Below are 21,656 nucleotides of genomic sequence, written 5' to 3'. Positions count from 1 at the left end.
ATTACTTAAGTTTCTCCTGCAGAATCTTATTTACCAGATCCGGGCTGGCTTGGCCTTTGGAAGCCTTCATAACCGCTCCCACAAAGAATCCAAAGAGATTTTTCTTTTTGCCGGATTTATGGTCTTCGACCGCCTGAGCATTATTCACCAAAACTTCATCGACAATTTTTTCAATCGCCGACGTATCGGTGATTTGCACAAGTCCTTTTTCTTTTACGATAGTATCTGGCTCTTTACCCGAATCCCACATTTCTTGAAAAACGGATTTTGCCATTTTTCCCGATATTGTGCCAGCGTCGATCATCGCAATCATTTTTCCTAATTGCGCGGGTTTAATCGGTGATTTATCGATATCCATATTTGCCGTATTTAACTCACGCATCAATTCTGACATAATCCAGTTCGCCGAGGCTTTATGATTTTTAGATGCCTGGGCTGTGGCTTCGTAAAAGTCCGCCACCGATTTTTCAATTGTCAGAACCTGCGCATCGGATTCCGGAAGACTGTGTTCTTCGTGAAATCTTTTGGCTCTGGCAATTGGTAGCTCTGGAAGTTCCTGACGAAGTTGCTCAATCCACTGATCTGTAACAATCAGTGGCAGCAAATCTGGGTCAGGGAAATAGCGATAGTCTTGAGCATCTTCTTTTGAACGCATCGAAAAGGTACGATTTTTATCAGGATCCCACAGTCGGGTTTCCTGAATGATTTTCCCGCCACGTTCAAGTTCATCGATCTGTCTTTCAATTTCGTACTCGATCGCTTTTTCAACAAAGCGGAAAGAGTTCACGTTCTTGATTTCGACTTTCGTTCCAAATTGCTCAGCACCGGTTTTTCGAACGGAGACATTGCAATCACAGCGCAACGATCCCTCCTCAAGGTTTCCGTCACAGACATCAAGGTAGCGAACAATTTGACGAATAGTACGCCCGTATTCCGCAGCTTCCGCCGGCGAACGCAAATCAGGACCGGTCACGACTTCCAAAAGTGGAATGCCGGCACGATTTAAATTAATAAGAGTGTGCGCACCACTGTGATTTGATTTTCCTGCGTCTTCTTCCAAATGCGCTCGAGAGATATTAACAGTTTTATCCACACCATTTACTTTGAATGTGATTTTTCCATTCTCACAGATCGGCTGTTCATACTGAGAAATCTGATAGCCCTTGGGCATGTCTGGATAAAAATAGTTCTTTCTAGCAAAGACAGATTTTCTTCTGATATCACAGCCCAATGCCAATCCAGTTTTAATTCCGAATTCGATAGCGCGTTTATTTACGACCGGCAAGGTTCCCGGCATGCCTGCGCTGACCGGCGATACATTTTCATTGTCGGCTGCATCAAAGTTCGTTGCGTCCGCGCAAAACATTTTACTGTGCGTCTGCAGCTGCACATGAATTTCGATACCGATGACAGGTTCATAACCTCTATATGACATGGGGTTTTCTTCCTTTCACCGGAGAAACCGATTCCAAGGCCGCAGCCACATTCAGCATGCGTTGCTCATCAAAGTGATTTGCTGTGACCTGGACACCAATTGGCAAACCGGCGTGAGATGCTCCAAAAGGAACACTCATGCCTGGCAGACCCGCTAAGTTTGTAGAAGTTGTAAAGATGTCATTCATATACATCGCCAACGGATCTGATACTAATTCACCTATTTTAAAGGCCGGCGAAGTTGTTACCGGACTCAAAATCACGTCGCATTTTTTAAACGCCGCCAGATATTGCTCAGTCAACATGCGACGAACTTGACCTGCCTTGGTATAGTAAGCGTCATAATAACCGCTTGAAAGACAATATGTACCCAACATGATTCTGCGTTTTACTTCTTGGCCAAATCCTTCACCGCGAGTTTTTGCATAAAAGTCTTCAAGCTCTACGCCTGCAAGGCTTGAAAATTCCGCGCGGTAGCCATAACGAACTCCATCATAGCGAGCTAAATTTGAAGACGCTTCACTTGTTGCGATCAGATAGTAAATAGGCACGGCAAATTCTGACATTGATACAGAAACTTCAACAATCTCCGCACCCATGCTTTTTAAAGTGTTCAAAGATTCGCTGAAAGTTTTTTCAGTATCGGCGTCCAAGCCGCCCTTCATATATTCTTTGATCACGCCGATCTTTACACCTTTCACATCAGTCGAAAGTTTCTGAGACCACGCAGGAACTAATTTTTGAGATGAAGTTGAGTCCATCGGATCATGGCCGGAAATTACTTCCATCGTCAGCGCCGCATCTTTAACTGAGCTGACCATGGGGCCGGCTTGATCCAGCGACGAAGCAAACGCAATAATTCCGTAACGACTGACACGTCCATACGTAGGCTTTACTCCCACAATTCCACAGAAACTTGCTGGTTGTCGAATGGATCCACCCGTATCAGTTCCAATTGTGCCTGCAACCAATCGAGCCGCTTGGGCTGCAGCGGATCCACCAGAAGATCCACCGGGTACGCGATTTACATCCCAGGGATTCTTTACTGCACCAAAAAAAGATGTTTCATTCGAAGAACCCATCGCGAATTCATCTTGATTCAATTTTCCCATGACTGTGACGCCTTGTTTTTTCAGTCGCGCAACCACGGTCGAATCATAAGGTGGAACAAAGTTACTTAAAATCTTTGAGCCCGCTGTCGTTTTTAAATCTTTGGTGCAAAGCATTTCTTTAATGCCAAAAGGCACGCCCGCAAGCAGACCGACGTCTTCGCCCTTTGCAATCCTTGAATCCGTACTTTCGGCATCTTCAAGAGCATTCGGATTATGCGAAGTAAACGCGTTCAATTTTGGATCAAGTGACTCGATTCTTTTTTGAAAATGCGCGGCTACTTCTTTCGCACTCACTTTTTTTGATTTTACCGCTTCAGAGATCTCACTTAACGAGGCAAAAGTTAAATCCACGATCAACTCCTATACCACAGGCGGGACTTTAAACAGATTTCCGGCGCGATCAGGTGCATTGGCTACCATGTCTTCAGGTTTGTAGTTTTGAACAACCTGGTCTTCGCGCCAAAAAGATTCGATTTCCGTTGGCGTCACCATGGGTTCCACACCCTGAGTATTGATATTCTCAATTTTTTTAAAATTCTGGAGGATTTTTTCCATCTGCGCGCTGAATTCGGCAGCCTCGGCATCCGTGATTTGCAGTCGAGCCAGCTTGGCGATGTGTTCGATAGCTTTTTTATCGATCATGACAATCTCCTTAGGAGCAATTCCAGCGATGAGAATATTCAAAATTCCCGTGTCAGTCATCAAGCGAATCGGCCTCTAGACCTTGAAGCGCCGCAGGGGCGTACGCAATTGCGTGATTCACTTTAAGTGCTCGTGATAATGTGCTCCCTATGTCAAAGAAACGCCACGAAGAGCTTAAAAAGATCATTGCTGAACACGACCACAACTATTACGTCATGGATCGCCCGGCGATCACCGACTATGAGTACGATCAGCTCTTTGATGAGCTTTTAAAGATAGAAAAGTCTGAAAAGGGATTGGACCTATCAGATTCACCAAGCCAGCGCGTGGGTGGAAAAGTTTTAGAAAGTTTCACCAAGGCAACACATCGCCTACCGATGTTGTCTCTTGCCAATAGTTATTCTCCGGAAGACATTTTTGAATTCGATGAACGCATTAAAAAATTTCTGGGTTCCGACAAAGAGGTGGAATATTTGTGCGAACTTAAGTTTGACGGTCTTTCGATGGAAATCATCTATGAGAACGGTCAACTGGTTCGTGCATTAACTCGTGGTGACGGTACTATCGGCGAGGACGTTACTGAAAATATAAAAACGATTAAAAGCATTCCATTAAAGATTAAGAATGCTCCAGAAATTTTCGAAGTTCGTGGTGAAGTATTAATTTTCAAAAAAGATTTCGCTGAACTTAATGATACTCAACAAGAGAATGGTCAGCCCACATTCGCAAACCCTCGTAATGCGGCGGCTGGATCCATGCGCCAACTGGATTCTAAAGTTGCGGCTGCACGTCCGCTGAAGTTCTTTGGTTATGCGCTGGGAATGGTTGAGGGTAAAGCCTTTGAAACCCAAGAGGGCATTCAAAAATATTTTGCTGATCACGGAATTCCCACAGCAATCAAATCAAATCCTGACTTAGTTTGCCTGTGTAAGGGGCCGCAAGAAGTCGTTGAGTACTATCACCACATCGAAAAAGTTCGATCGTCTTTGCCATTTGATATTGACGGCATCGTGATCAAGGTAAATTCTTTGCGCTTGCAAGATGATCTGGGCTTAGTCGCAAGAAGTCCGCGCTGGGCAACAGCTGCGAAGTTTAAGCCCGAACAGGCGACGACGGTAATTGAAAACATTCACATACAGGTTGGTCGCACCGGAGCCCTTACTCCCGTTGCTATCATGAAGCCGGTGAAGGTGGGCGGCGTCACCGTCACAAACTCAACTCTTCACAATCAAGATGAAATTGATCGCAAAGATGTTCGCATTGGCGATACCGTCATCATTCAACGTGCCGGCGATGTGATTCCAGAAGTTGTGGCCGTTGTATTAGAAAAACGCCCCAAAGGAAGCAAACCATTCTTGATACCTGAAAAATGCCCGGCCTGCGGCTCTCCGGCACATAAGACCGAGGGTGAAGTCGTTACTCGTTGTACAAATCCACTTTGTATCGCGATGGTAAAAGAGTCTCTAAAACACTTCGTCGGACGTCGTGCGATGAATTTGGATAAAGTTGGTGATCGTCTGATCGAAACTTTAGTTGATAATAAAATGCTAACCTCCTTCTCTGATTTTTACCGACTGACAAAAGAAGACATCCTTTCTTTGGAACGCCAAGGAGACAAGTCTGCAGAAAATATTATTACCAGCATTGAGAACAGCAAAAAGCCAACGCTTGCCAGATTCATTTTCGGTTTGGGAATTCGTTTCGTCGGCGAGCAAACTGCCAAGCTGCTTGCTGACCACTTTGTTAATATTGAAAACTTTTTAAACGCTTCTGAAGAAGAGCTGTTGCAAGTGCCAGAAATCGGGCCCAAGGTTGCAACTTCTATTCGCGAATGGACGTCTAACAAAAAGCTCGTCAAAGAAGTTCACGAAATGATTAGGCTTGGGGTGGAAATCACAAACCCCGTGCGCGCCACCGAAGGTGCACTTTCTGGAATGAGCTTTCTGATCACGGGCACTTTGCCGGTGAAGCGTGATGATGCCAAAGATGTGATTGAAAAAAATGGTGGTAAGATTCTGAGCTCAGTTTCTTCAAAGCTAAGCTATCTTGTCGTCGGCGACGACCCGGGTTCTAAAGTCGATAAAGCACAAACCCTGGGTGTCAAAATCATCTCCTGGGAAGATCTACAGAAGATGATTTAGAAAATAAAAAACCCACAGTTTTTGGCTGTGGGTTTTTTCGTATCGTCTTTAATTCAAAATTAAAGGTGATCGATAACGATATCGCGAGCCATAACTGTTTTACGGCCGTCAGCTTTTGCAGACTCTACACCTTTAAGGCAAAGTTGCTCGATAGCTTTGCTGAGAACGTCGATAGTTTCAGCGGAAGTGTTCATGCCACCTTTTTCTTTGATAAGTTTTTTCACTTTGCTAGTTACAACAAGTACTTCTGCCATGATGACTCTCCATCCTTAGTTAAAAATTGAACAGTAAAAGGTTTGCATAAGGGACCTATAATTGACAATGGGAAATCTTTTTGCGGCGCAATAATGTTGAGCGGTTAAGCGCCGCGATTACCTGTCATTACTTCAGTGGTTCCGTCTACAAACTTACAAAGCTCTGCCTGACGAGAATTATGTTCTCCAGGAGAGATCCAAACAAAGGTTTTTTGATCAATCGGTTTTGTACACTCAACATCCAGGAATGCCGGAGACCAGCATCCACTGTTTAGGTGTTCCACGGAACCGATAATTTCATGTCTTGTGTGGTGCGTATGCCCGTAAACAATTCGTTTCACTTTAGTGATGGCACTCGCCATAGCCAAAACCCGATCATCCGGTTCTTTGTAACTGGAAACCAACGATGTGACCGATTTGCTGTAGAACAAAAAGAACGGCAACAGCAAAAACAGGGGAATAAACGCCCAGAAAAATGAAATTTCATAAACGGAGCGAACAAAAACCATCAATTCAAAGATCAAAAAGAACGCAATGAACACAATAAAGGCGCGATCAAGCCAAAGCTCTCGAGCCAGGAGCATCGGCTCACTTGCAGCGGGTGCGACAAAAAGCTCCTTCATTTCTCGAACCATACGCGGTTCTGCATTGGATTTTTCCGCAATTACTTCGATACGGTCCTCAATTTTTAAAGGATTGCGTATCGGCGCAGAAAGACGGTCAAAGAACGAATGCACCAAAGTCGCAAGCGATCCCCAGAACCAAGTGAATACTAAGCCCGGTTGTGCTCTCCAGATATATTTAAAAAAGAACAGAATGTACTCTTTCAGAGTCATAATATAGTTCGTATCGACGTGAGGATTAAAGAACCCCATACCGTTGGAAATATAGCGACAGGCCAAATTTCCAAACGGGAGTTTCAGTGCCACATAGTTGTATCCACGAACAAACGGGTTCACGGGATCTTCACACATACAATACGGGTCATACTGATTACCGTGCTCAATCAATGTATCTTGGTTGCTGATATAGAACCATTCGACGAAACGCACTTCTTCACGTTTATCTTCAGGCAAATTCAAATGCCTCATAATCTCGTCTTGCACTTCCAAAAAGTGCAATTCCAGGTCATGATTCCCAATGACAAATACTGCACGATTTCCGCGAAGAATAAACTCTTTCAAAGATCTGACAAACGGCATGTGATCGCGCAGAATCACTTCAATTTTGTGACGAGATCTTTCTGCATGCGGATACAGTCCACGATGTTTTTCAAGCCAGCTGATGCGAAACACTGGCTCCTCGGGCAAATTCATTACGCTATCAAAGTCGAAAATATCGCCATTCAAAATCAGCTCAACAGGAGCTCCCTGCGCACGCTGTTCAATATGTCTTAGAAACGTTTCAAAAACATCATCATAGAAAAACTGGCGAGTCTTAAATTTTTTCCATAAAGGAAAACGCAAGTTCACCGGCTCTGCTTCAGTTAGATGCAGGTCGCTGATGATTGCTGTATATTGCGCTGATTTAAAATCAGACTTTGGATGCGCAAAAAAAGAAGTGGGCAAAACACCCTCCTAATAATACTATCTGCCAGATGAGCCAATATATCAAGAACCTGAAGACACCAATTGCTATCGTAGGTATGGGAAAAAGCGGAGACTCCGCGAAGCGCTTACTTGTGGCTTGCGGAATCAGCCCAGAAAACATTCTAACTTTCGACGGAAAACTGGATTCAGCTGACTTCAAGGATTCAAATAAACTCATGTCTGAAGGTAAACCACAGACTCTTGTGGTTTCTCCCGGCGTTCCCTTGGCATCTGCATGGATCAAAGACGCAAAAAATCAGGGGATTCGCATCACCAGTGAAATCACTTTGGCGTGCTCATGTTTGTCCACTGAAAAACTAATCGGTGTTACCGGATCAGTAGGAAAAAGTACGACGGTGTCTCTTCTTCAGGCTGGTCTTGAGGGCTTTTCCAAAAATGGCTTTGTTGGCGGCAATTTGGGAATTCCTTTTGCGACCTACGCCGCGGAAGTAGTTGAAAAGAAGCGTCCCGTCGCTGACTGGGTTGTCTTAGAACTTTCCAGCTATCAGTTGGAAAATTGCGATCTTTTGTCTTTGGATTATTCAGCCATCACCTACTTCACTTCGAATCATTTAGAGCGATACGACAGCATCGAGCACTACTATCAAACTAAGTGGAGTATCTTGGGAATGACCAAGAATAAGATGCTTTTAAATTCAGAGGGTGGTGACTTGATCGAGTACTCAAAGGCCCAGAAGCCCTCAAATCAAGTCAAAGTGGTCTCCAAAAAAGACTCCGAACTTCAGTCCTATCAGTTGCAAAAAGCGCAACTAATTGGCCAACACAATCAGGATAACATGGCGCTGGCAACAGCACTAGCCATGGAGGCCGGATGGCCAAACGCGGCTGTTGAAGCGATGAAAAACTTTAAAGGTCTTAGCCACCGCTTGGAAAATCTGGGTGAGGTCAAGGGCGTGCGTTTCATTAACGACAGCAAGGCCACGGCACTTGATAGTGTGATGATCGCTGCTACTGCAGCTTCCGATACTCTTCATCCTGACGGAGTTTTATTTTTGCTTTTGGGTGGCAGAGACAAAAATCTTCCATGGGAACAGTTGTCGTCTTTGTCTAAAATGAATCGCACTGAATTCGTATTTTTTGGTGAGTGCCGAGCTATTGCTCAAAGCAAATCTCAACTTAAGGGAAATAGTTTCGCCCGCCTGGATGAAGCTATCGGATACATCTTTTCAAAGGTAAAAGCCGCCGACACAGTTTTGTTAAGCCCTGGCGGAACAAGCCTTGATGAATTTAAATCATTTGAAGATCGCGGAGATTTCTTTAAAATGAAGGTTTCTGAGTTTTCTATTCTCTAAAATTAAGAACCGATAACGAGTTTGCATCGACTGGAACAACACGAGAGTAAATCTTTTGCGTGCGAGTTCCGGTAACCACCACTTCGTGAGTATCTTCTGGTACATTATAGATAACAAATCCACCTCCCGCAGCGCCTTTATGGTTCTGCAGGATGCGACCTTGCATGTCAAAGTACACGATGTCTTGCTGATTGAAGTTATCGTATGCCGCCAAGAATACTTCAAAGTCCTCATCAGGAACGAAACCAACAATTAATCCAGACTTTGGCATTTCGTTAATTTTCATAAACGATTTAATAGCTCTTAGCCATTCCCACCGAACCAACGGAAAATGGATGAAATCATCGTTGTCATTATATACATAACGGGCGGGGATATAATCTGCGCCGTCAGCATGAACTCTTGTCAGACCAAAGCGATTCAAGTGTGGCAGGCTGACCGTCGTTGCACCCGTGGGCACGGAAAGGTCCTCTGACAAAGACTGCATCGTGACTGTCGCTGAAATCGGCTCGCCGCTGAAAGCATCAAAAACTCTTAGTGGAACCGACTCGTTTTTCATTGTCGCTTCCAAGTCCCCCTGGGCAACGGCGCCTTCTTCAGAAACGACGTTAACGTAACCAAAGATCGAATCTGATCTTGTCGCTAGCAAAGAGTGGAATCCAGTCGGAACTTGAACGAAAACATAAAGACCGTTATCGCTGGTCTTAGTCAGGTTCATGTCCGGCATCATAAACTGATTGAAATAAATTGGCTTCAAATCCGGAGCTGTTTCAACCGTTACTTCGATTCCTGATACCGGCTTTCCATCCAGCATCACCTTGCCCCAGATCAGGGAAGGTGCGCCTTCATAGGATTCATTTCTGTGTTGTGCGATGATATCCATCAACGCCGTCACCATAGATTCAGGGTAAAGTGTCGAACGAGACTCTTTACCGGAGACTATCAAGTTGGTGGTTTCTAAATGCTTTGGAGCGGCCGCCCTCATCACGGTTGAAGATCCTCGTGTGACATTTTCCATCGAGGCAATGCCTTCGCGGTTTACTTTCACATCACTGACACCTTTAACAAAGGTCACGCGAGTTTGCGCTGGAGCCGCATCATTTGCCTTCGAGTTGTAAGCCCCCGTTAAAGCAACTGTGTAATCAGGGTGTGGTTCGACTTTGATTTTTGGACCCGACAGAAGATTTTGGGTTCCTGCAACCAAACGATTCAAACGGAAGCTGCCTTCACCCATAGTTTTGCCTTCTTTATTCACCAGGCGGGCAACCACAGTTCCAGTCGTTTGCTCAACATCGATATTATAAGTGCCTTTCATCAGATCAACTCGACCCAGTTCTTTAAGTACACCCTCATCGTTGCGACGAATTTCAATATGATGTTCGTTCGTAACAGCCAAACCACCTGTGATTTCGATCGGGCCGACGATTCTGCGAACTCCCGTCGTTACGGCAGAAGAACTATTTCCACCAACAAAAGATTGGCTGCCGTCGCTGCCATTTGCTGAAGAAGCGAAGCTATTTTGATTAACATCGGACGCACTGGAACGTTGAACCGAAGGGCGATCCAAAGATTCCCCACGAACACCATTAACAGCGATGCCTTTTTTATTATTCGGAGCTAAAACATCTCCGCGTGAATTAATAAGACCAGATTTTTCTAAAGCCGCTGCTGCTGATTCAGCCCATGACGGCTCTTGCTGCCAATCGTGATTTAAAACATCATCACGAACTTGCGCAGCCTGCAGACGGTTTCTTTGGGCATTGGACAGTTGGGACATCCAGGCATCATCGGCGCTGTAACCTACACTCGCTGAAGAAGCTTCACTGCGAACATTTGTCGCCACAGTCTCAACTTGCTTTTGAATAGTCATCTCAGCGAGGACGACCTTTTTCGCGAATAGTGCCGGAGACTTTTTTTCAACCCCCAATGCCACAGGCATCATGGACTGAAAATGATCCCACTCGCTAAAATTTGAATTTGGACGAATTGTTTCTTCGAATGCTACGTGCGGAGGAGAACTTTTTTGCGCACGAATTGTAAGGCCTTCGTAAATAGGGATGTACTTCAAACCACCTGTATGGCTTGACCATGCAAAGCATCCAGCTAGCATAGCAAACGGTATCAACCGTTTAAGTCGCATTCCTTGCAACGTACTCCCCTTGATCAATTAGGCAAATTGCCTACTCTTTTATGGTATTTAGAAGCTACGGAAGTCGTCAATGACGTTACGCGAGTCACGACTTTGGTTAAGCGCTCTTTTAAGCTTGTCGGCAAGCACTTGAGCTTTGTGATCATCACGGTCTACAAGTTCCCAACCGCCGTCAGAGTCCCTAGCCTCGACCATCACCTCGACCGAGATGTCATAGGGGCGGCGATCACCAAGTACAATAAGGTGGCTATAATAGCGTTCTTTAGCCATATCCATACTTTGGATGGGGTTGCCTTTGCGATCGTAGTACTTAGAGAAAAGCTCGCGGCCGTTTTCACTGACTTCGCGAACTTCCCCGATAACTGACATGATCACCTTGCGTGTTTCACTAACTCCCAATGGTGTTTCGCGAAGAAGCACTCCGGATGTTTGGCATCCAGCAAGAAAAATAGAAAAAACTAAGGCGATCAGTAGTTGAGATTTCATTATTTCTTTTGAACCTTGTTCCAGTCATCCATGAACAATTTAATACCTTTGTCCGTAAGTGGATGGTGAGTCATACCTTGCATAACTTTGAATGGAATAGTTGCGATATCCGCGCCCATTTGTGCCGCGAATTGCAAATGCATTGGTGAACGAACAGACGCCACCAAAACTTCCGTAGCAAAATCATAGTTTTGATAGATTTGGATAACCTGATTAACCATTTCCATACCATCAGATCCAATGTCGTCCAAACGACCCACGAATGGAGAAACCATCGAAGCACCAGCTTTAGCAGCTAGAAGCGCTTGAAGTGGAGAGAACACCAACGTGACGTTAGTCTTGATGCCTTCAGCAGTGAATTTCTTAACTGCGATCATACCGTCTTCAGTCATCGGAACTTTAACAACAACGTTGTCAGCAAGTTTTGCCAGCTCGCGACCTTCGCGAACCATTTCTTCGTGCTGCAAGCTGATTACTTCAGCGGAAACCGGACCAGAGATCTCTTTGCAGATTTCTTTGATCACCGTGTGGAAATCGCGACCTGATTTTGCAATCAAAGAAGGATTTGTAGTTACGCCATCAACCCAACCACGAAGGTTGGCTTGTTTAATTTCTTCAGTATCAGCTGTATCGATGAAAAACTTCATGAAATCTCCAATTTAAGGTCACAATAGAACCCCTAAATTTGTACGTTGGCGGAGACTAAAAATCAATAAGGCTTTTACCCTGTTTATAGAACTCTGCATCCCGCGCGGTTCTCGCGGTTTTCGAAATTTCACTGAGGGTTTTTTGATAAATCGGGTGCTCATATTGCCCCCAAGCCTCTGCCGCGCAGCGAATAATGAGAGCATCTGTATGAAGCTCGGGGTAGGGAAGGGTTAGACGTGGTGACATCAGAATCATGTCATCATACGCCAGCAAAATCATTTCCACCTGACTTCTTTGCACCAATCCCGATGATCCCTCATCGCACAAAGATAAAACCAAATGCAAATGCTGTTCAACGCTCATCATCGTTTCAAAACGCAGGACAAACTCGATGCGCGCACTCAGATCATTTTTAGCGTCACTGGTGTAGCGCTTATAGATCGACGAAACATTTAAAATTTCACCACACTCAGAAATTTTATGTAAAAGCTCACGGGCCTTTTCCTCGCCGCCCATTAAATCCAAAGTCACAGAAATAAGAGAGTTATGTAAAACACTGGACATTATTATTTACCGAACAATACGTCGCGGATCTGATAAAGACCTGGCTTTTTCTGTTTTGCTAACCACTCTGCCGCTCGCACCGCTCCTTTAGCAAAAACGGAACGATTTAAAGCAGAGTGTTCAAAAGTGATAACCTCTTCGTCGCTCATGGCGTGAATTTTATGAATACCGAAGATGCCACCACCACGAATAGCCAGGGGCTCGGGACATTTTTTACCCACAGCCTTTTCTAGATTTTCCTGAAGAGTGATGGCGGTGCCTGATGGTTTGTCTTTTTTTCGGATGTGATGAAACTCTTCAATTTGAAAATCAAAGTTCGCAATAGATGAGAATACTTTTAGAGCTTCATTAAGAACCGCAACACCCATGCTCATATTGGACGCCCACAACACTGGGACATCTTTGCTGGCTTTTTCTAAAAGTGATTTTTCTTTTTTGCTAAATCCCGTGGTGCCACAAACAACCGGAGTTCCGTGGCGAGACGCGATTTTCAAAACCTCTGGCAGGGCTTCTGGCGAAGAAAAGTCGATCCATACGTCAACTTTTTCGGCCATCTTATGATCGACTTTTTTGTCGCGGCCCAAGGTATAGATAACATCACAGCTGGAGCTTGCGCTGATAACTTCTGCAATCTCGCGACCCATGCGACCATTGGCACCGACCAGTCCGACCTTTAACTTTTTCACGCCAGCACTCCCACTTTTTTCATTTCCATCTTCAGCTTTTCCGTATGCTCTGGGGTAAGCTCCATCAATGGCAAACGCATCTCTGCGGAATCAACCAAGCCCATCAGCTGCACAGCTTTTTTTACTGGAATGGGATTTGCCTCGACGAACAACAGGTCAATCAGATTCATGTATTTTTGGATGTCGGCATTTGCTTCAGCAAGCTTGCCCTCTTGAACCCATTTTTTCCATTGCACCATTTGCTTAGGAATAACGTGGGAAGCAACAGAGATAACTCCATGGCCACCACGGCTCAAGAAATCAACGTAAGTTCCGTCGTCCCCTGAAAGCATGATGAATTCTTTCCCGCACGCCTTGATGATTTGTTCGGCCACATCCATTTTTCCAGAGGCCTCTTTGATACCCACAACACCCCTTACTTTTGCAAGATCCGCAACCGTTTCGGGCGCCAGGGCGGTAATAGTTCTGCCGGGGACATTGTATAGAATTGTAGGAATTTTTACGGATTCAGCAACCGCTTTAAAGTGAGCAAACAATCCACGTTGAGGAGGTTTATTGTAGTAGGGCACAACAACCAAAATCGCGTCGGCACCTAATGCTTCTGCTTTTTGGGAATCTTCGATAGTTTTTGCCGTGTCATTAGAGCCCGTTCCCATGATCAAAGGAACTGTTGGACCAACCAATTTGCGCGCATGCTTAAACAGTTCAGATTTTTCTGTCTCTGTTAGTGTGGGGCTTTCAGCAGTCGTGCCATTGATCACAAAGCCATCAACACCGTTTTCCAGTTGATGCTTCACCATCTTATCCAAAGATGTGTAATCAATTTTTCCGTTTTTAAACGGCGTCAACAGTGCCGTGAATGTGCCTTTGAAATTTTTCATCGTACCACCTCAAGGTTGTATTGGAAGTCTCCGACAAAAACAGCATCACCCACCAAAAGTGGTTTTGGGTCGCCGTCAAAGAAGTTGACTTCCATCACTCCCCCAGGCATTTGTACTTCGATCACTTTTAAATGATTTTCCAGCGAACTTGCTAATGCGGCAGCCACAGCCCCTGTCCCACAAGCCAAAGTATAGTCTTCAACTCCACGTTCAAAGGTTACAGCTCTTACTTTACCTGCTTCATCTTCAGCATAGAAAGTTACATTCGCTCCAGCTGGCTTAAGCGATTCATGAGCTCTCATTTCTCGCGCCAGATCTTTCAGATTCACGGAGTCCACAAAGGCATGAATTTTTTGAACCAAATGTGGAACGCCGGTATTAACCAGGATGAATTTTTCTTTAACACTTGATCGAGTTTCTAACTCGATCGGGTTTTTCAAGACGCGAGCTTCCGGCATTTTAACGCGGATCTTACCATTTCCTAGAATCTGCGCGGTCACTAAGCCTGCACCAGTTTTAAAACGAATATTCGCGTGTTCTTTGTTGCCTATATGTTCATAACAATAACGGGCAGCACAGCGAGCCGCATTGCCGCACATTTCGGCGGTTGAGCCGTCTGAGTTATAAAAATCCCAATTGAAATCAAAGCCTTCGGACGGGTCTTCGATCACAATGAATCCGTCTGTTGCGATACCAAGAACGCGATCACAAACAAGTTTTGCAATCTCCGTTCTGGATTTACCCAGATGCTTTTCCACGTCCTTCCAACCTGAAGCACCACGACCATCCACAAACGCAAAAGTATTTCCTGCGCCCGACATTTTCGTGATTTTCACTGGAAGCATATGGTTCACTGCTCGCCCCCTGAGTTGCCCGGAGCTTCTTCGTTATCCTGATTTACGGGACGAGCTTTTTGTTTTGCCTTCCGTGTGGCATCCGAATAAGTCGGCTCCCCACGTCCCAACGGAGGAGGGGTGAGTGGTGGAAGAGGCGCGCCCTTCACTCCACAGCCAGCGATAAATGCGCTGGCCAGAAAAAATAATATGGATTTATTCAGTGGTTCCATTCATCCCCTTGATTTCGCCTTCGACTTCAGTGGTGCGGCGACAAAGCATGGGATCTATCATATACTGTCTGTATTGGCTCGCTGAAATGTTTTTGCATGCCATCACGTATTTCTGACCGAATTCGACATTGCTCTTTTTCAATGCTTGCGAAACCTTCCAGCTCCAATAGCTGGCTTCAGGATATTTAGGCTCCAATTTCATCAAATTTGCGGAAACCTCAGAAGCTTTAGTGAGGTTTTTTAGTTTCAGCTGGTGCTCAACAGTTAAGGCCATCCAATATTTCTGAAACGAAGACTTTTTCGCATCAACCGACTCGAGGTTTTTGGCAAACTCCACCCACGATCCGCTGCAGACCTGGGCCTGTGCGTTCGCGAGCTTTAGATCCTCATCAAAAGGCACGAGTTTTAGCGCCTTTGCCAAACCTTCTTGGGCGTTTGAACAATCACTTTTAGCGATCTGCAAGCGGGCCGCTTCAATGATGATGGTCAAATTATCAGGCTCAATGCGTTGAGCTTCACTCAGTTTAGAAACAGCCTGATTTAAATCGGATTTTTTTAGCGAAAGAGAGGTTTCATAAAGCTGTTGAGCTTTGTCGCTAAAGAAAACATGGGCCACATCAAGGGCCGCTTTTTTTAATTCTGCCTGCGCCAGAGGTCGGGAATCACGCGCAATTGCTGCATTCAGGATATTCAAAGCTTGTTGACGATCCTTTTGCAAACTCAGGTTATAGGCTTTCTCGATAATATCTTTGTAGGTCTCAGCTTTTGACTGAGAAAAGGCGGGAGCCGGTAATAAAAAAGCCGCTCCTAGAGCGGCTTTTAAGAAGATCGACTTCATGGACTACTTTTTAGAGAAAGAAGTCAATTCAACAGTTACTTGGCCGAATTGGCTTGGAGCAACTTGTTTCAACAAACCAGACATTGGAATCAATTGTGGGTTGATCCACGCGTTGATTTCAGAGTTGTCTTTTTTGTCTTTTAGGATTGCGTGAACGCATTCAAATGTACCAGCTGGAACTGTGATTTTGTCTTCTTTGATGTCGACAACTTCAACGTCTTGTTTAGGTACTTCTTGCTCTTTACCGTTCACGATCATTTTTTTAACCGCGCCAGTGTTTGGATCGATAAGAGTTTCTACGTTTTGTTTACCTGCGAAACCAAGATCCATATCTTGTTGCATCCAGATGCCATCAGCACCGATAGATTTAACAGACATCACCATTTTACCTTTGATGAATCCACCCATATCCAGGTTGTAGTTAGCAGTGTCGCCAACTTTCCAGTCCAAACCCAACGTGTGAGCTTGCTCAGCGATAGCAGGCAATTGAGCCTGAACTACTACGTCAGCGATAGATGGCGTTGCGAATGCAGAAACTGAAAAAGTTAGTGCAAGAGTAGCAATAATTGCTTTGATCATAAAAAATCCTCCTTGATGGTTTTGTTGCTATCTATTGCAGCACGACCAAAGGAGGACTAGCAAGCTTCTATTAAGTTTCGCGGTAAGAAGTAACGAGGACTTGACGCGGCTTGCTGCCATTAGCTGGACCAACAACACCTTCTTTTTCGAAAACTTCAATCATGCGAGCAGCACGTGGATAACCTAAACGGAATTTACGTTGGATCAACGACGCTGAAATTTCTTTCTGACCCGAAGCCCACGAAAGGATTTCGTCGTAACGTTCATCGTACTCTTCATCACCAAATCCGCCACCGTCATCGCCACCAGCTTCAGCGCCGTCACCAGCGAATCCATCCAGCGCCTTCATTGCGAGTGGGTCATACTCTGGTTCACCTTGCGACGCCCAATGTTTTACGACATTGGCGATCTCGGCGTCCTTCAAATACGGCCCGTGATGACGAGTTGGTTTTCCAATGCCGGGCGCCTGGAATAACATGTCACCATTTGGCAGAAGGCGCTCGGCTCCGGAGTCATCGATGATAATTCTGGAGTCCATTTTCGAAGCAACCTTCAAAGCCACACGACCCGGAATATTTGTTTTAATCAAACCCGTCACAACGTCTTTACGTGGAGACTGAGTCGCCAAGATCAAATGGATTCCGCAGGCACGCGCTTTCTGTGTCAGGCGCTGAATTGGCTCTTCGATGTTTTGTTTTTCAGTGATCATCAAGTCAGCTAGCTCATCCACTACGATCACAACGTAAGGAAGTGGCTGATAGTAATACTGATCAAGTTTTGCTTTGCCTTCTTCCAGCTCTTGATTGATTTTTTCATGCTGCTCAATTTCGTCTTTTGCAAGACCGCCAGTTTTTTCATTGAACGCTTCGATTTTACCAACACCGAACTTAGAAAGAGACTTATACCGTTTTTCCATTTCACGCACGGCCCACTTCAAAGCCGTGGCTGCCTTCTTAGGTTCAGTTACGTGAGGAATTGCCAAGTGCGGAACGGTTGCAAACGGAGCCAAGTCGACCATTTTTGGATCGATCAAAACCAAACGCAACGTTTTAGGGGAGTGACGGAACAACAATCCCGTGATGATGGATCCAACAAACACGGACTTACCAGAACCTGTCGTACCAGCGATCAACAAGTGAGGCATCTTGCGCAGATCCACAACTTTCGGCTCACCGTCCACCGTACGGCCCACTGCCATTGGTAATGCCAGGTCCTCGCTCCAGAATGTGTCTTCCGCGATCAAGTCTTTATAGTAAACTGTTTCACGCTTTAAGTTTGCTGTCTCGATACCCACCACATCCGTTCCTGGGATGTGACCAACAACGCGCACAGACTCTGAAGAAAGCGCCAGCGACAAGTCATCTTCAAGTTCAGAAATTTTAGAGATCTTAACATCCGCATTCGGTTTAAATTCATACATCGTAACCAGTGGACCTGGTTTCGCATCTTGAATCGAACCTTCAACTGAGAAGTTTTTAAGTTTCTCAACCAAGGCGTCGGCTTTTCTTTGAATCTCGGCTTTATCAATTTTGATACGAGAAACTGGAGGGTCTTCAAGCAGTGCCAGTTTTGGCATTTCCCAGTTTTCGATGCGACGAGGTGGTTTTGCCTTCATCACCACTTTACGTTTTTGCGCCATACGAAGAGCCGGAGTTTCTTCTTCCTCCTCATCCTCGTCTTCATCAGAATCGGCGTCTGCAAAAAGCTCATCGTCTTCTTCTTCGTCCTCTTCCTCTTCTTCCTCAGCGGCATCCAGAAGAAGTTTCAGATCCTTGTCTTCTTCCTCTTCGTCTTTACCTACAAATTTTTTGTCAGCAAGAGGGAAGGCCTTTTTCGGCTCGTCTTTTTTCTTATCTTTTTTGGGAGCGGCCTTCTTCTTGTTTACAAAAGCGCCACCAAAGAAAGCAGCAATGCGATCGCCAACCTTCTGTTTCTTAAGCATCGCAAAGAATTCTTGCGGCACTTCCGCAAGTTCCTGCAAAGTTTTCTCGGAATAGAACACCACCAACACGGCCATGAACGTCCACAAAATCACCTGCACGCCAGCAAAGGCAAACGCACGCATCAATGCTGACGACACTCCCATGCCCAGCATTCCACCTAAGGCGATTTGATTCTGGAACAAGCGAGTCGTCGGCATATAGATCGAAAGCAAAGCCGCCACATCGACGATCAACAAAAGCGCCCACACAAAACGAATGTTTTTAATATTCAGAGATTCACCTCTAAAAGCCGCAAAAGCCATACGGCCCAGGCTCGCAACTATGACCCAAGCTGCCAATCCAAAGAGCTGATAAAGCCCGTCAGCCAGGAAACTGCCGACAATTCCGCAGTAATTCAGGGCTTTTAGTCCTTGTCCAATGGAGTTAAGGGACGGGTCTTGAGGGTTATAGCTTACCAAGGACAGGGTGATAAAAAGACCTAGGCCCAAAAAACAGATAGCAGTGACGTCTTGACGGAACTTTTTGAGGAATTGGTTCATTTAAAAAATTTACGAAATTTCGCTGGGTTAGTCATGCTCGGGAAGCACAACCTTGACTTAGGACTGGAGGAGGGTACAAGTACGGACCTGCCTCGCACCGAGTGGCGCAGGGCCTCCAAGACAAAGAGCCAGTTAGAATGCTTAAAATTAATGAGATTTTTTATAGTATCCAAGGTGAAACAACGTACGTAGGGAACCCTACGGTGTTTGTGCGCACAACTGCGTGCAACCTGCGTTGCACGTATTGCGATACAAAGTATTCCTACTATGAGGGCGAAATGCAGTCTTTGGATGCCATCATCAAAGAGATTGATTCTCACCAAGCTCCGTATGTTTGCATTACAGGTGGCGAGCCGTTGTTGCAAAAAGAAGTTCATACTTTGATGAAAGAGTTGTGCGACAAAGGTTACAAAGTTTCTTTGGAAACTTCTGGTTCCAAAAATATTGCAGCAGTAGATTCACGCGTAAAAATTATTTTGGATGTGAAAACTCCTGACAGTGGCGCAGCAGATTCTTTCTTGATGGAGAACATCGCGCACTCCACGCCCAGCACGGAATACAAGTTTGTGATCTGTTCTGAGGAAGACTTCAACTGGTCTGAAAATTTCTGTCGTCAACACAAATTGTTCGAAAAATTTGTGGTTTTATACAGCCCATCATACACCCAAGTATCTGAACGCTGGTTGGCAGAAAAAATATTGCAGCAAAAATCATCTGCAAGGTTGCAATTACAACTGCATAAGTATATTTGGTCTCCCGAAACACGCGGAGTATAGTTACTCCAAAAACCCAAGCACTGATGTAATTCCGGGAGATCCATGACGCCGAACCTTAACAGTTCTGATAATCTTTTTGTCGCTAACCTTCAGTCTGTAAGCTTGGAAAAGCTTGTTAAAAGCAAACTTGAAGTTCTTTTTGCTCAACAAAAAGAAGCGCAAGTAGAATTGAACGGTTTGTACAATGTTGTAATCGAACAAGTTGAAAAACCGCTACTTGAGCTTGCTCTACGTGCCTACAATGGCAACCAAGTTAAAACAGCTCAGATGCTTGGCATCAATCGCAACACTCTTAAGAAGAAAATTGATAACTACAAAATTCGTGTTAAAAAATTGAACTAATAATTCGTTCATAATTTACACCAGCGAGCCACCCAGAACCACCATCACGCTTAGTCTCGCAATTTTATTCTCCCCCAAAAAATTTTATTCTTGGGGTTTGTTAAAATAGGTTTGATTTCAAAAAGTCACAGACCCGAGGCGCAAGGCGGAGGCCCTACTGAAGGTAGGCCGACAACGAAGCAACGACGGAGATGGCGGTTTTTCAAATCAAACCGGTGTTCTCAACACGAGGGGTTGTGTCGTGAGTACTCGCATTCCACCGCAAAATCTAGATGCCGAACAGTCAATTCTGGGCGGCCTGATGCTTGATCGAGAAGCTCTCGATCAAGTTGGTGACGTTCTCTTTGCTGAGGACTTTTATAAGCCTTCACATCAAAAAATTTACGCTGCGATCAAAGATCTGCACAGCAAGAATCAGCCAATCGACATTATCACTGTTACCAACGTGCTTCAGGCCGAAGGTTCCATGGATATGGTCGGTGGACCTGAATATTTGATCGGTCTTTTGGATAAAACAATTTCCTCTGCCAACATTGGCTCTCACGCGAAAATCGTTCGCGAGAAAAGCATGTTGCGCAAAATGATCACGACAAACAGCAAATTGATCGAGCGCGCGTACGATCAGGATTTCGTCGACGTTGAATCCTTTATGGATCAGGCCGAGAGCGAAATCTTTAAGTTATCCGAAACAAAACAGGCAACCGGTCTTGTGGGCTCCATGGAAATCGTTAAGGCTTCCATCCAAAAGATCGAAGAGCTTTACAAACGTAAAGCCGACGTTACCGGGCTTCCTTCGGGCTTTACTGAGCTTGATAAGATGACATCGGGACTTCACCCAGGTGAGATGACGATTATCGCCGCTCGTCCTTCCATGGGTAAAACGGCGTTCTCTCTGAACGTTGCCCAACACATCGCCCTTCGCGCTAAAAAGGTTATTGCTTACTTCTCTCTCGAGATGGGTAAGGAAGCCATGATGATGCGTATGTTGTCCTCTGAGGCGCGCGTGAACATGAACGAAATCCGTAATGGTAAGATCCAGGACTCTGCTTGGCCGAAGCTAATTAATGCAGCCAGCGCCCTTTCTGAGGCCGGAATCTTTATCGATGATACTCCAGGTATGTCACCGTTCGAGATCCGCTCCCGTGCTCGTCGTTTAAAAGCAGAACACGGACTTGATTGCATCATGATCGACTACTTGCAGCTGATGAGCATGAAGCAAAAATTCTCTTCGCGTGAGCAAGAGGTTGCGGAAATTTCCAAAAGCTTGAAGGCCATTGCCAAGGAACTTCAAGTTCCTATCATCGCACTAGCCCAGCTGAATCGTGGGGTAGAGGGTCGTGCGGACCGCCGCCCGATGCTTTCTGACCTTCGTGAGTCCGGATCAATCGAGCAAGATGCCGACGTTATCATGATGCTTTATCGTGATGACTACTACGATAAGGAAGATCCAGATAAAGCAGGCCATGCGGAAGTTATCGTTGGTAAGCAACGTAATGGTGCCACAGGTACCGTTAAACTTCGTTTCGACGCGAAACACTCCCGCTTTAAAGATGCTGAGAATGAAGGACCCGGGGTTAATTCTCTTCCTCCACCTCAAGCACCACCTCCGATGCCAGGTGGCAGACCGAAAAACTTTGCTCCTGGAGCTCCAGCCTAGGATAATAAGGGCCACGT

At 45.3% G+C, this 21,656-nt stretch carries 21 protein-coding genes; 5 read left to right on the top strand and 16 right to left on the bottom strand.

The window, feature by feature from the left end; genetic code table 11:
• Position 1: 1 nt before the first annotated feature.
• The 3 genes from gatB to gatC are packed head-to-tail and all read right to left on the bottom strand — an operon-like array spanning position 2 to position 3,188.
• On the bottom strand, positions 2-1,435 hold the full coding sequence (gatB, locus tag HW988_RS00270; RefSeq protein WP_181605726.1) for an Asp-tRNA(Asn)/Glu-tRNA(Gln) amidotransferase subunit GatB: 1,434 nt from the start codon (positions 1,433-1,435) through the stop codon (positions 2-4).
• On the bottom strand, positions 1,425-2,897 hold the full coding sequence (gatA, locus tag HW988_RS00265; RefSeq protein ID WP_181605725.1) for an Asp-tRNA(Asn)/Glu-tRNA(Gln) amidotransferase subunit GatA: 1,473 nt from the start codon (positions 2,895-2,897) through the stop codon (positions 1,425-1,427). Before gatA ends, gatB begins: the two co-directional genes overlap by 11 nt.
• Before the next feature lie 9 nt (positions 2,898-2,906).
• On the bottom strand, positions 2,907-3,188 hold the full coding sequence (gene gatC, locus HW988_RS00260) for an Asp-tRNA(Asn)/Glu-tRNA(Gln) amidotransferase subunit GatC (RefSeq protein ID WP_181605724.1): 282 nt from the start codon (positions 3,186-3,188) through the stop codon (positions 2,907-2,909).
• A gap of 149 nt (positions 3,189-3,337) precedes the next feature.
• Between gatC and ligA the strand changes: the two genes are divergently transcribed.
• Positions 3,338-5,329 carry an NAD-dependent DNA ligase LigA gene (ligA, locus tag HW988_RS00255; protein WP_181605723.1) on the top strand — a complete coding sequence of 664 codons (1,992 nt, stop codon included), beginning with the start codon at positions 3,338-3,340 and terminating at the stop codon, positions 5,327-5,329.
• Positions 5,330-5,388: 59 nt separating this feature from the next.
• On the opposite strand, the gene HW988_RS00250 is transcribed toward ligA, so the two are convergent.
• Together HW988_RS00250 and HW988_RS00245 are read right to left on the bottom strand one after the other, a co-directional pair.
• On the bottom strand, positions 5,389-5,583 hold the full coding sequence (locus HW988_RS00250) for a histone-like protein (protein WP_142698475.1): 195 nt from the start codon (positions 5,581-5,583) through the stop codon (positions 5,389-5,391).
• A gap of 104 nt (positions 5,584-5,687) precedes the next feature.
• Positions 5,688-7,151 (bottom strand): metallophosphoesterase, encoded by a 1,464-nt coding sequence (locus HW988_RS00245; protein ID WP_181605722.1) that lies wholly within the window; start codon positions 7,149-7,151, stop codon positions 5,688-5,690.
• A 29-nt stretch (positions 7,152-7,180) separates the two neighbouring features.
• On the opposite strand from HW988_RS00245, the gene murD reads away from it, so the two are divergent.
• Positions 7,181-8,485, top strand: a complete 1,305-nt coding sequence (gene murD, locus HW988_RS00240) for a UDP-N-acetylmuramoyl-L-alanine--D-glutamate ligase (protein WP_255490128.1) — start codon at positions 7,181-7,183, stop codon at positions 8,483-8,485.
• On the opposite strand, the gene HW988_RS00235 is transcribed toward murD, so the two are convergent.
• The 11 genes from HW988_RS00235 to HW988_RS00185 all read right to left on the bottom strand — a co-directional run bounded on the left by HW988_RS00235 (position 8,475) and on the right by HW988_RS00185 (position 18,864).
• On the bottom strand, positions 8,475-10,625 hold the full coding sequence (locus HW988_RS00235; protein WP_255490127.1) for a hypothetical protein: 2,151 nt from the start codon (positions 10,623-10,625) through the stop codon (positions 8,475-8,477). The genes murD and HW988_RS00235 overlap by 11 nt on opposite strands.
• A gap of 57 nt (positions 10,626-10,682) precedes the next feature.
• Complete coding sequence (locus tag HW988_RS00230) at positions 10,683-11,120, bottom strand: hypothetical protein (protein ID WP_255490126.1); 438 nt, start codon at positions 11,118-11,120, stop codon at positions 10,683-10,685.
• Complete coding sequence (fsa, locus tag HW988_RS00225; RefSeq protein WP_181605720.1) at positions 11,120-11,767, bottom strand: fructose-6-phosphate aldolase; 648 nt, start codon at positions 11,765-11,767, stop codon at positions 11,120-11,122. The genes HW988_RS00230 and fsa overlap by 1 nt, the downstream gene beginning before the upstream one ends.
• 55 nt (positions 11,768-11,822) lie before the next feature.
• A complete protein-coding gene (locus tag HW988_RS00220) occupies positions 11,823-12,332 on the bottom strand; it encodes a hypothetical protein (RefSeq protein WP_181605719.1) in 510 nt (169 codons plus the stop codon).
• A 2-nt stretch (positions 12,333-12,334) separates the two neighbouring features.
• Entirely contained in the window at positions 12,335-13,018 is a 684-nt protein-coding gene (locus HW988_RS00215) for a 4-hydroxy-tetrahydrodipicolinate reductase (protein ID WP_181605718.1), read from the bottom strand.
• Positions 13,015-13,899, bottom strand: a complete 885-nt coding sequence (gene dapA, locus HW988_RS00210) for a 4-hydroxy-tetrahydrodipicolinate synthase (RefSeq protein WP_181605717.1) — start codon at positions 13,897-13,899, stop codon at positions 13,015-13,017. The genes HW988_RS00215 and dapA overlap by 4 nt, the downstream gene beginning before the upstream one ends.
• A complete protein-coding gene (dapF, locus tag HW988_RS00205) occupies positions 13,896-14,744 on the bottom strand; it encodes a diaminopimelate epimerase (RefSeq protein ID WP_255490327.1) in 849 nt (282 codons plus the stop codon). Before dapF ends, dapA begins: the two co-directional genes overlap by 4 nt.
• 5 nt (positions 14,745-14,749) lie before the next feature.
• A complete protein-coding gene (locus HW988_RS00200; RefSeq protein WP_181605715.1) occupies positions 14,750-14,965 on the bottom strand; it encodes a hypothetical protein in 216 nt (71 codons plus the stop codon).
• On the bottom strand, positions 14,949-15,803 hold the full coding sequence (locus HW988_RS00195; protein WP_181605714.1) for a hypothetical protein: 855 nt from the start codon (positions 15,801-15,803) through the stop codon (positions 14,949-14,951). The genes HW988_RS00200 and HW988_RS00195 overlap by 17 nt, the downstream gene beginning before the upstream one ends.
• Positions 15,804-15,806: 3 nt before the next feature.
• The gene (locus HW988_RS00190; RefSeq protein WP_168196514.1) at positions 15,807-16,382 is read right to left on the bottom strand and encodes a hypothetical protein; all 576 of its coding nucleotides are present in this window, start codon (positions 16,380-16,382) and stop codon (positions 15,807-15,809) included.
• 70 nt (positions 16,383-16,452) lie between these two features.
• A complete protein-coding gene (locus HW988_RS00185) occupies positions 16,453-18,864 on the bottom strand; it encodes a DNA translocase FtsK (RefSeq protein WP_181605713.1) in 2,412 nt (803 codons plus the stop codon).
• Positions 18,865-19,001: 137 nt separating this feature from the next.
• On the opposite strand from HW988_RS00185, the gene HW988_RS00180 reads away from it, so the two are divergent.
• The 3 genes from HW988_RS00180 to dnaB all read left to right on the top strand — a co-directional run bounded on the left by HW988_RS00180 (position 19,002) and on the right by dnaB (position 21,639).
• Entirely contained in the window at positions 19,002-19,640 is a 639-nt protein-coding gene (locus HW988_RS00180) for a radical SAM protein (RefSeq protein ID WP_181605712.1), read from the top strand.
• A gap of 42 nt (positions 19,641-19,682) precedes the next feature.
• Entirely contained in the window at positions 19,683-19,982 is a 300-nt protein-coding gene (locus tag HW988_RS00175) for a helix-turn-helix domain-containing protein (protein WP_061834327.1), read from the top strand.
• A 241-nt stretch (positions 19,983-20,223) separates the two neighbouring features.
• The gene (gene dnaB, locus HW988_RS00170) at positions 20,224-21,639 is read left to right on the top strand and encodes a replicative DNA helicase (RefSeq protein ID WP_181605711.1); all 1,416 of its coding nucleotides are present in this window, start codon (positions 20,224-20,226) and stop codon (positions 21,637-21,639) included.
• Positions 21,640-21,656 lie beyond the last annotated feature (17 nt).

The sequence above is a fragment of the Bdellovibrio sp. KM01 genome, from assembly GCF_013752535.1.
GTDB lineage: Bacteria > Bdellovibrionota > Bdellovibrionia > Bdellovibrionales > Bdellovibrionaceae > Bdellovibrio.
Note: the sequence above shows the minus strand (reverse complement) of the source record. Positions and strands in the feature narration are given on the sequence as shown.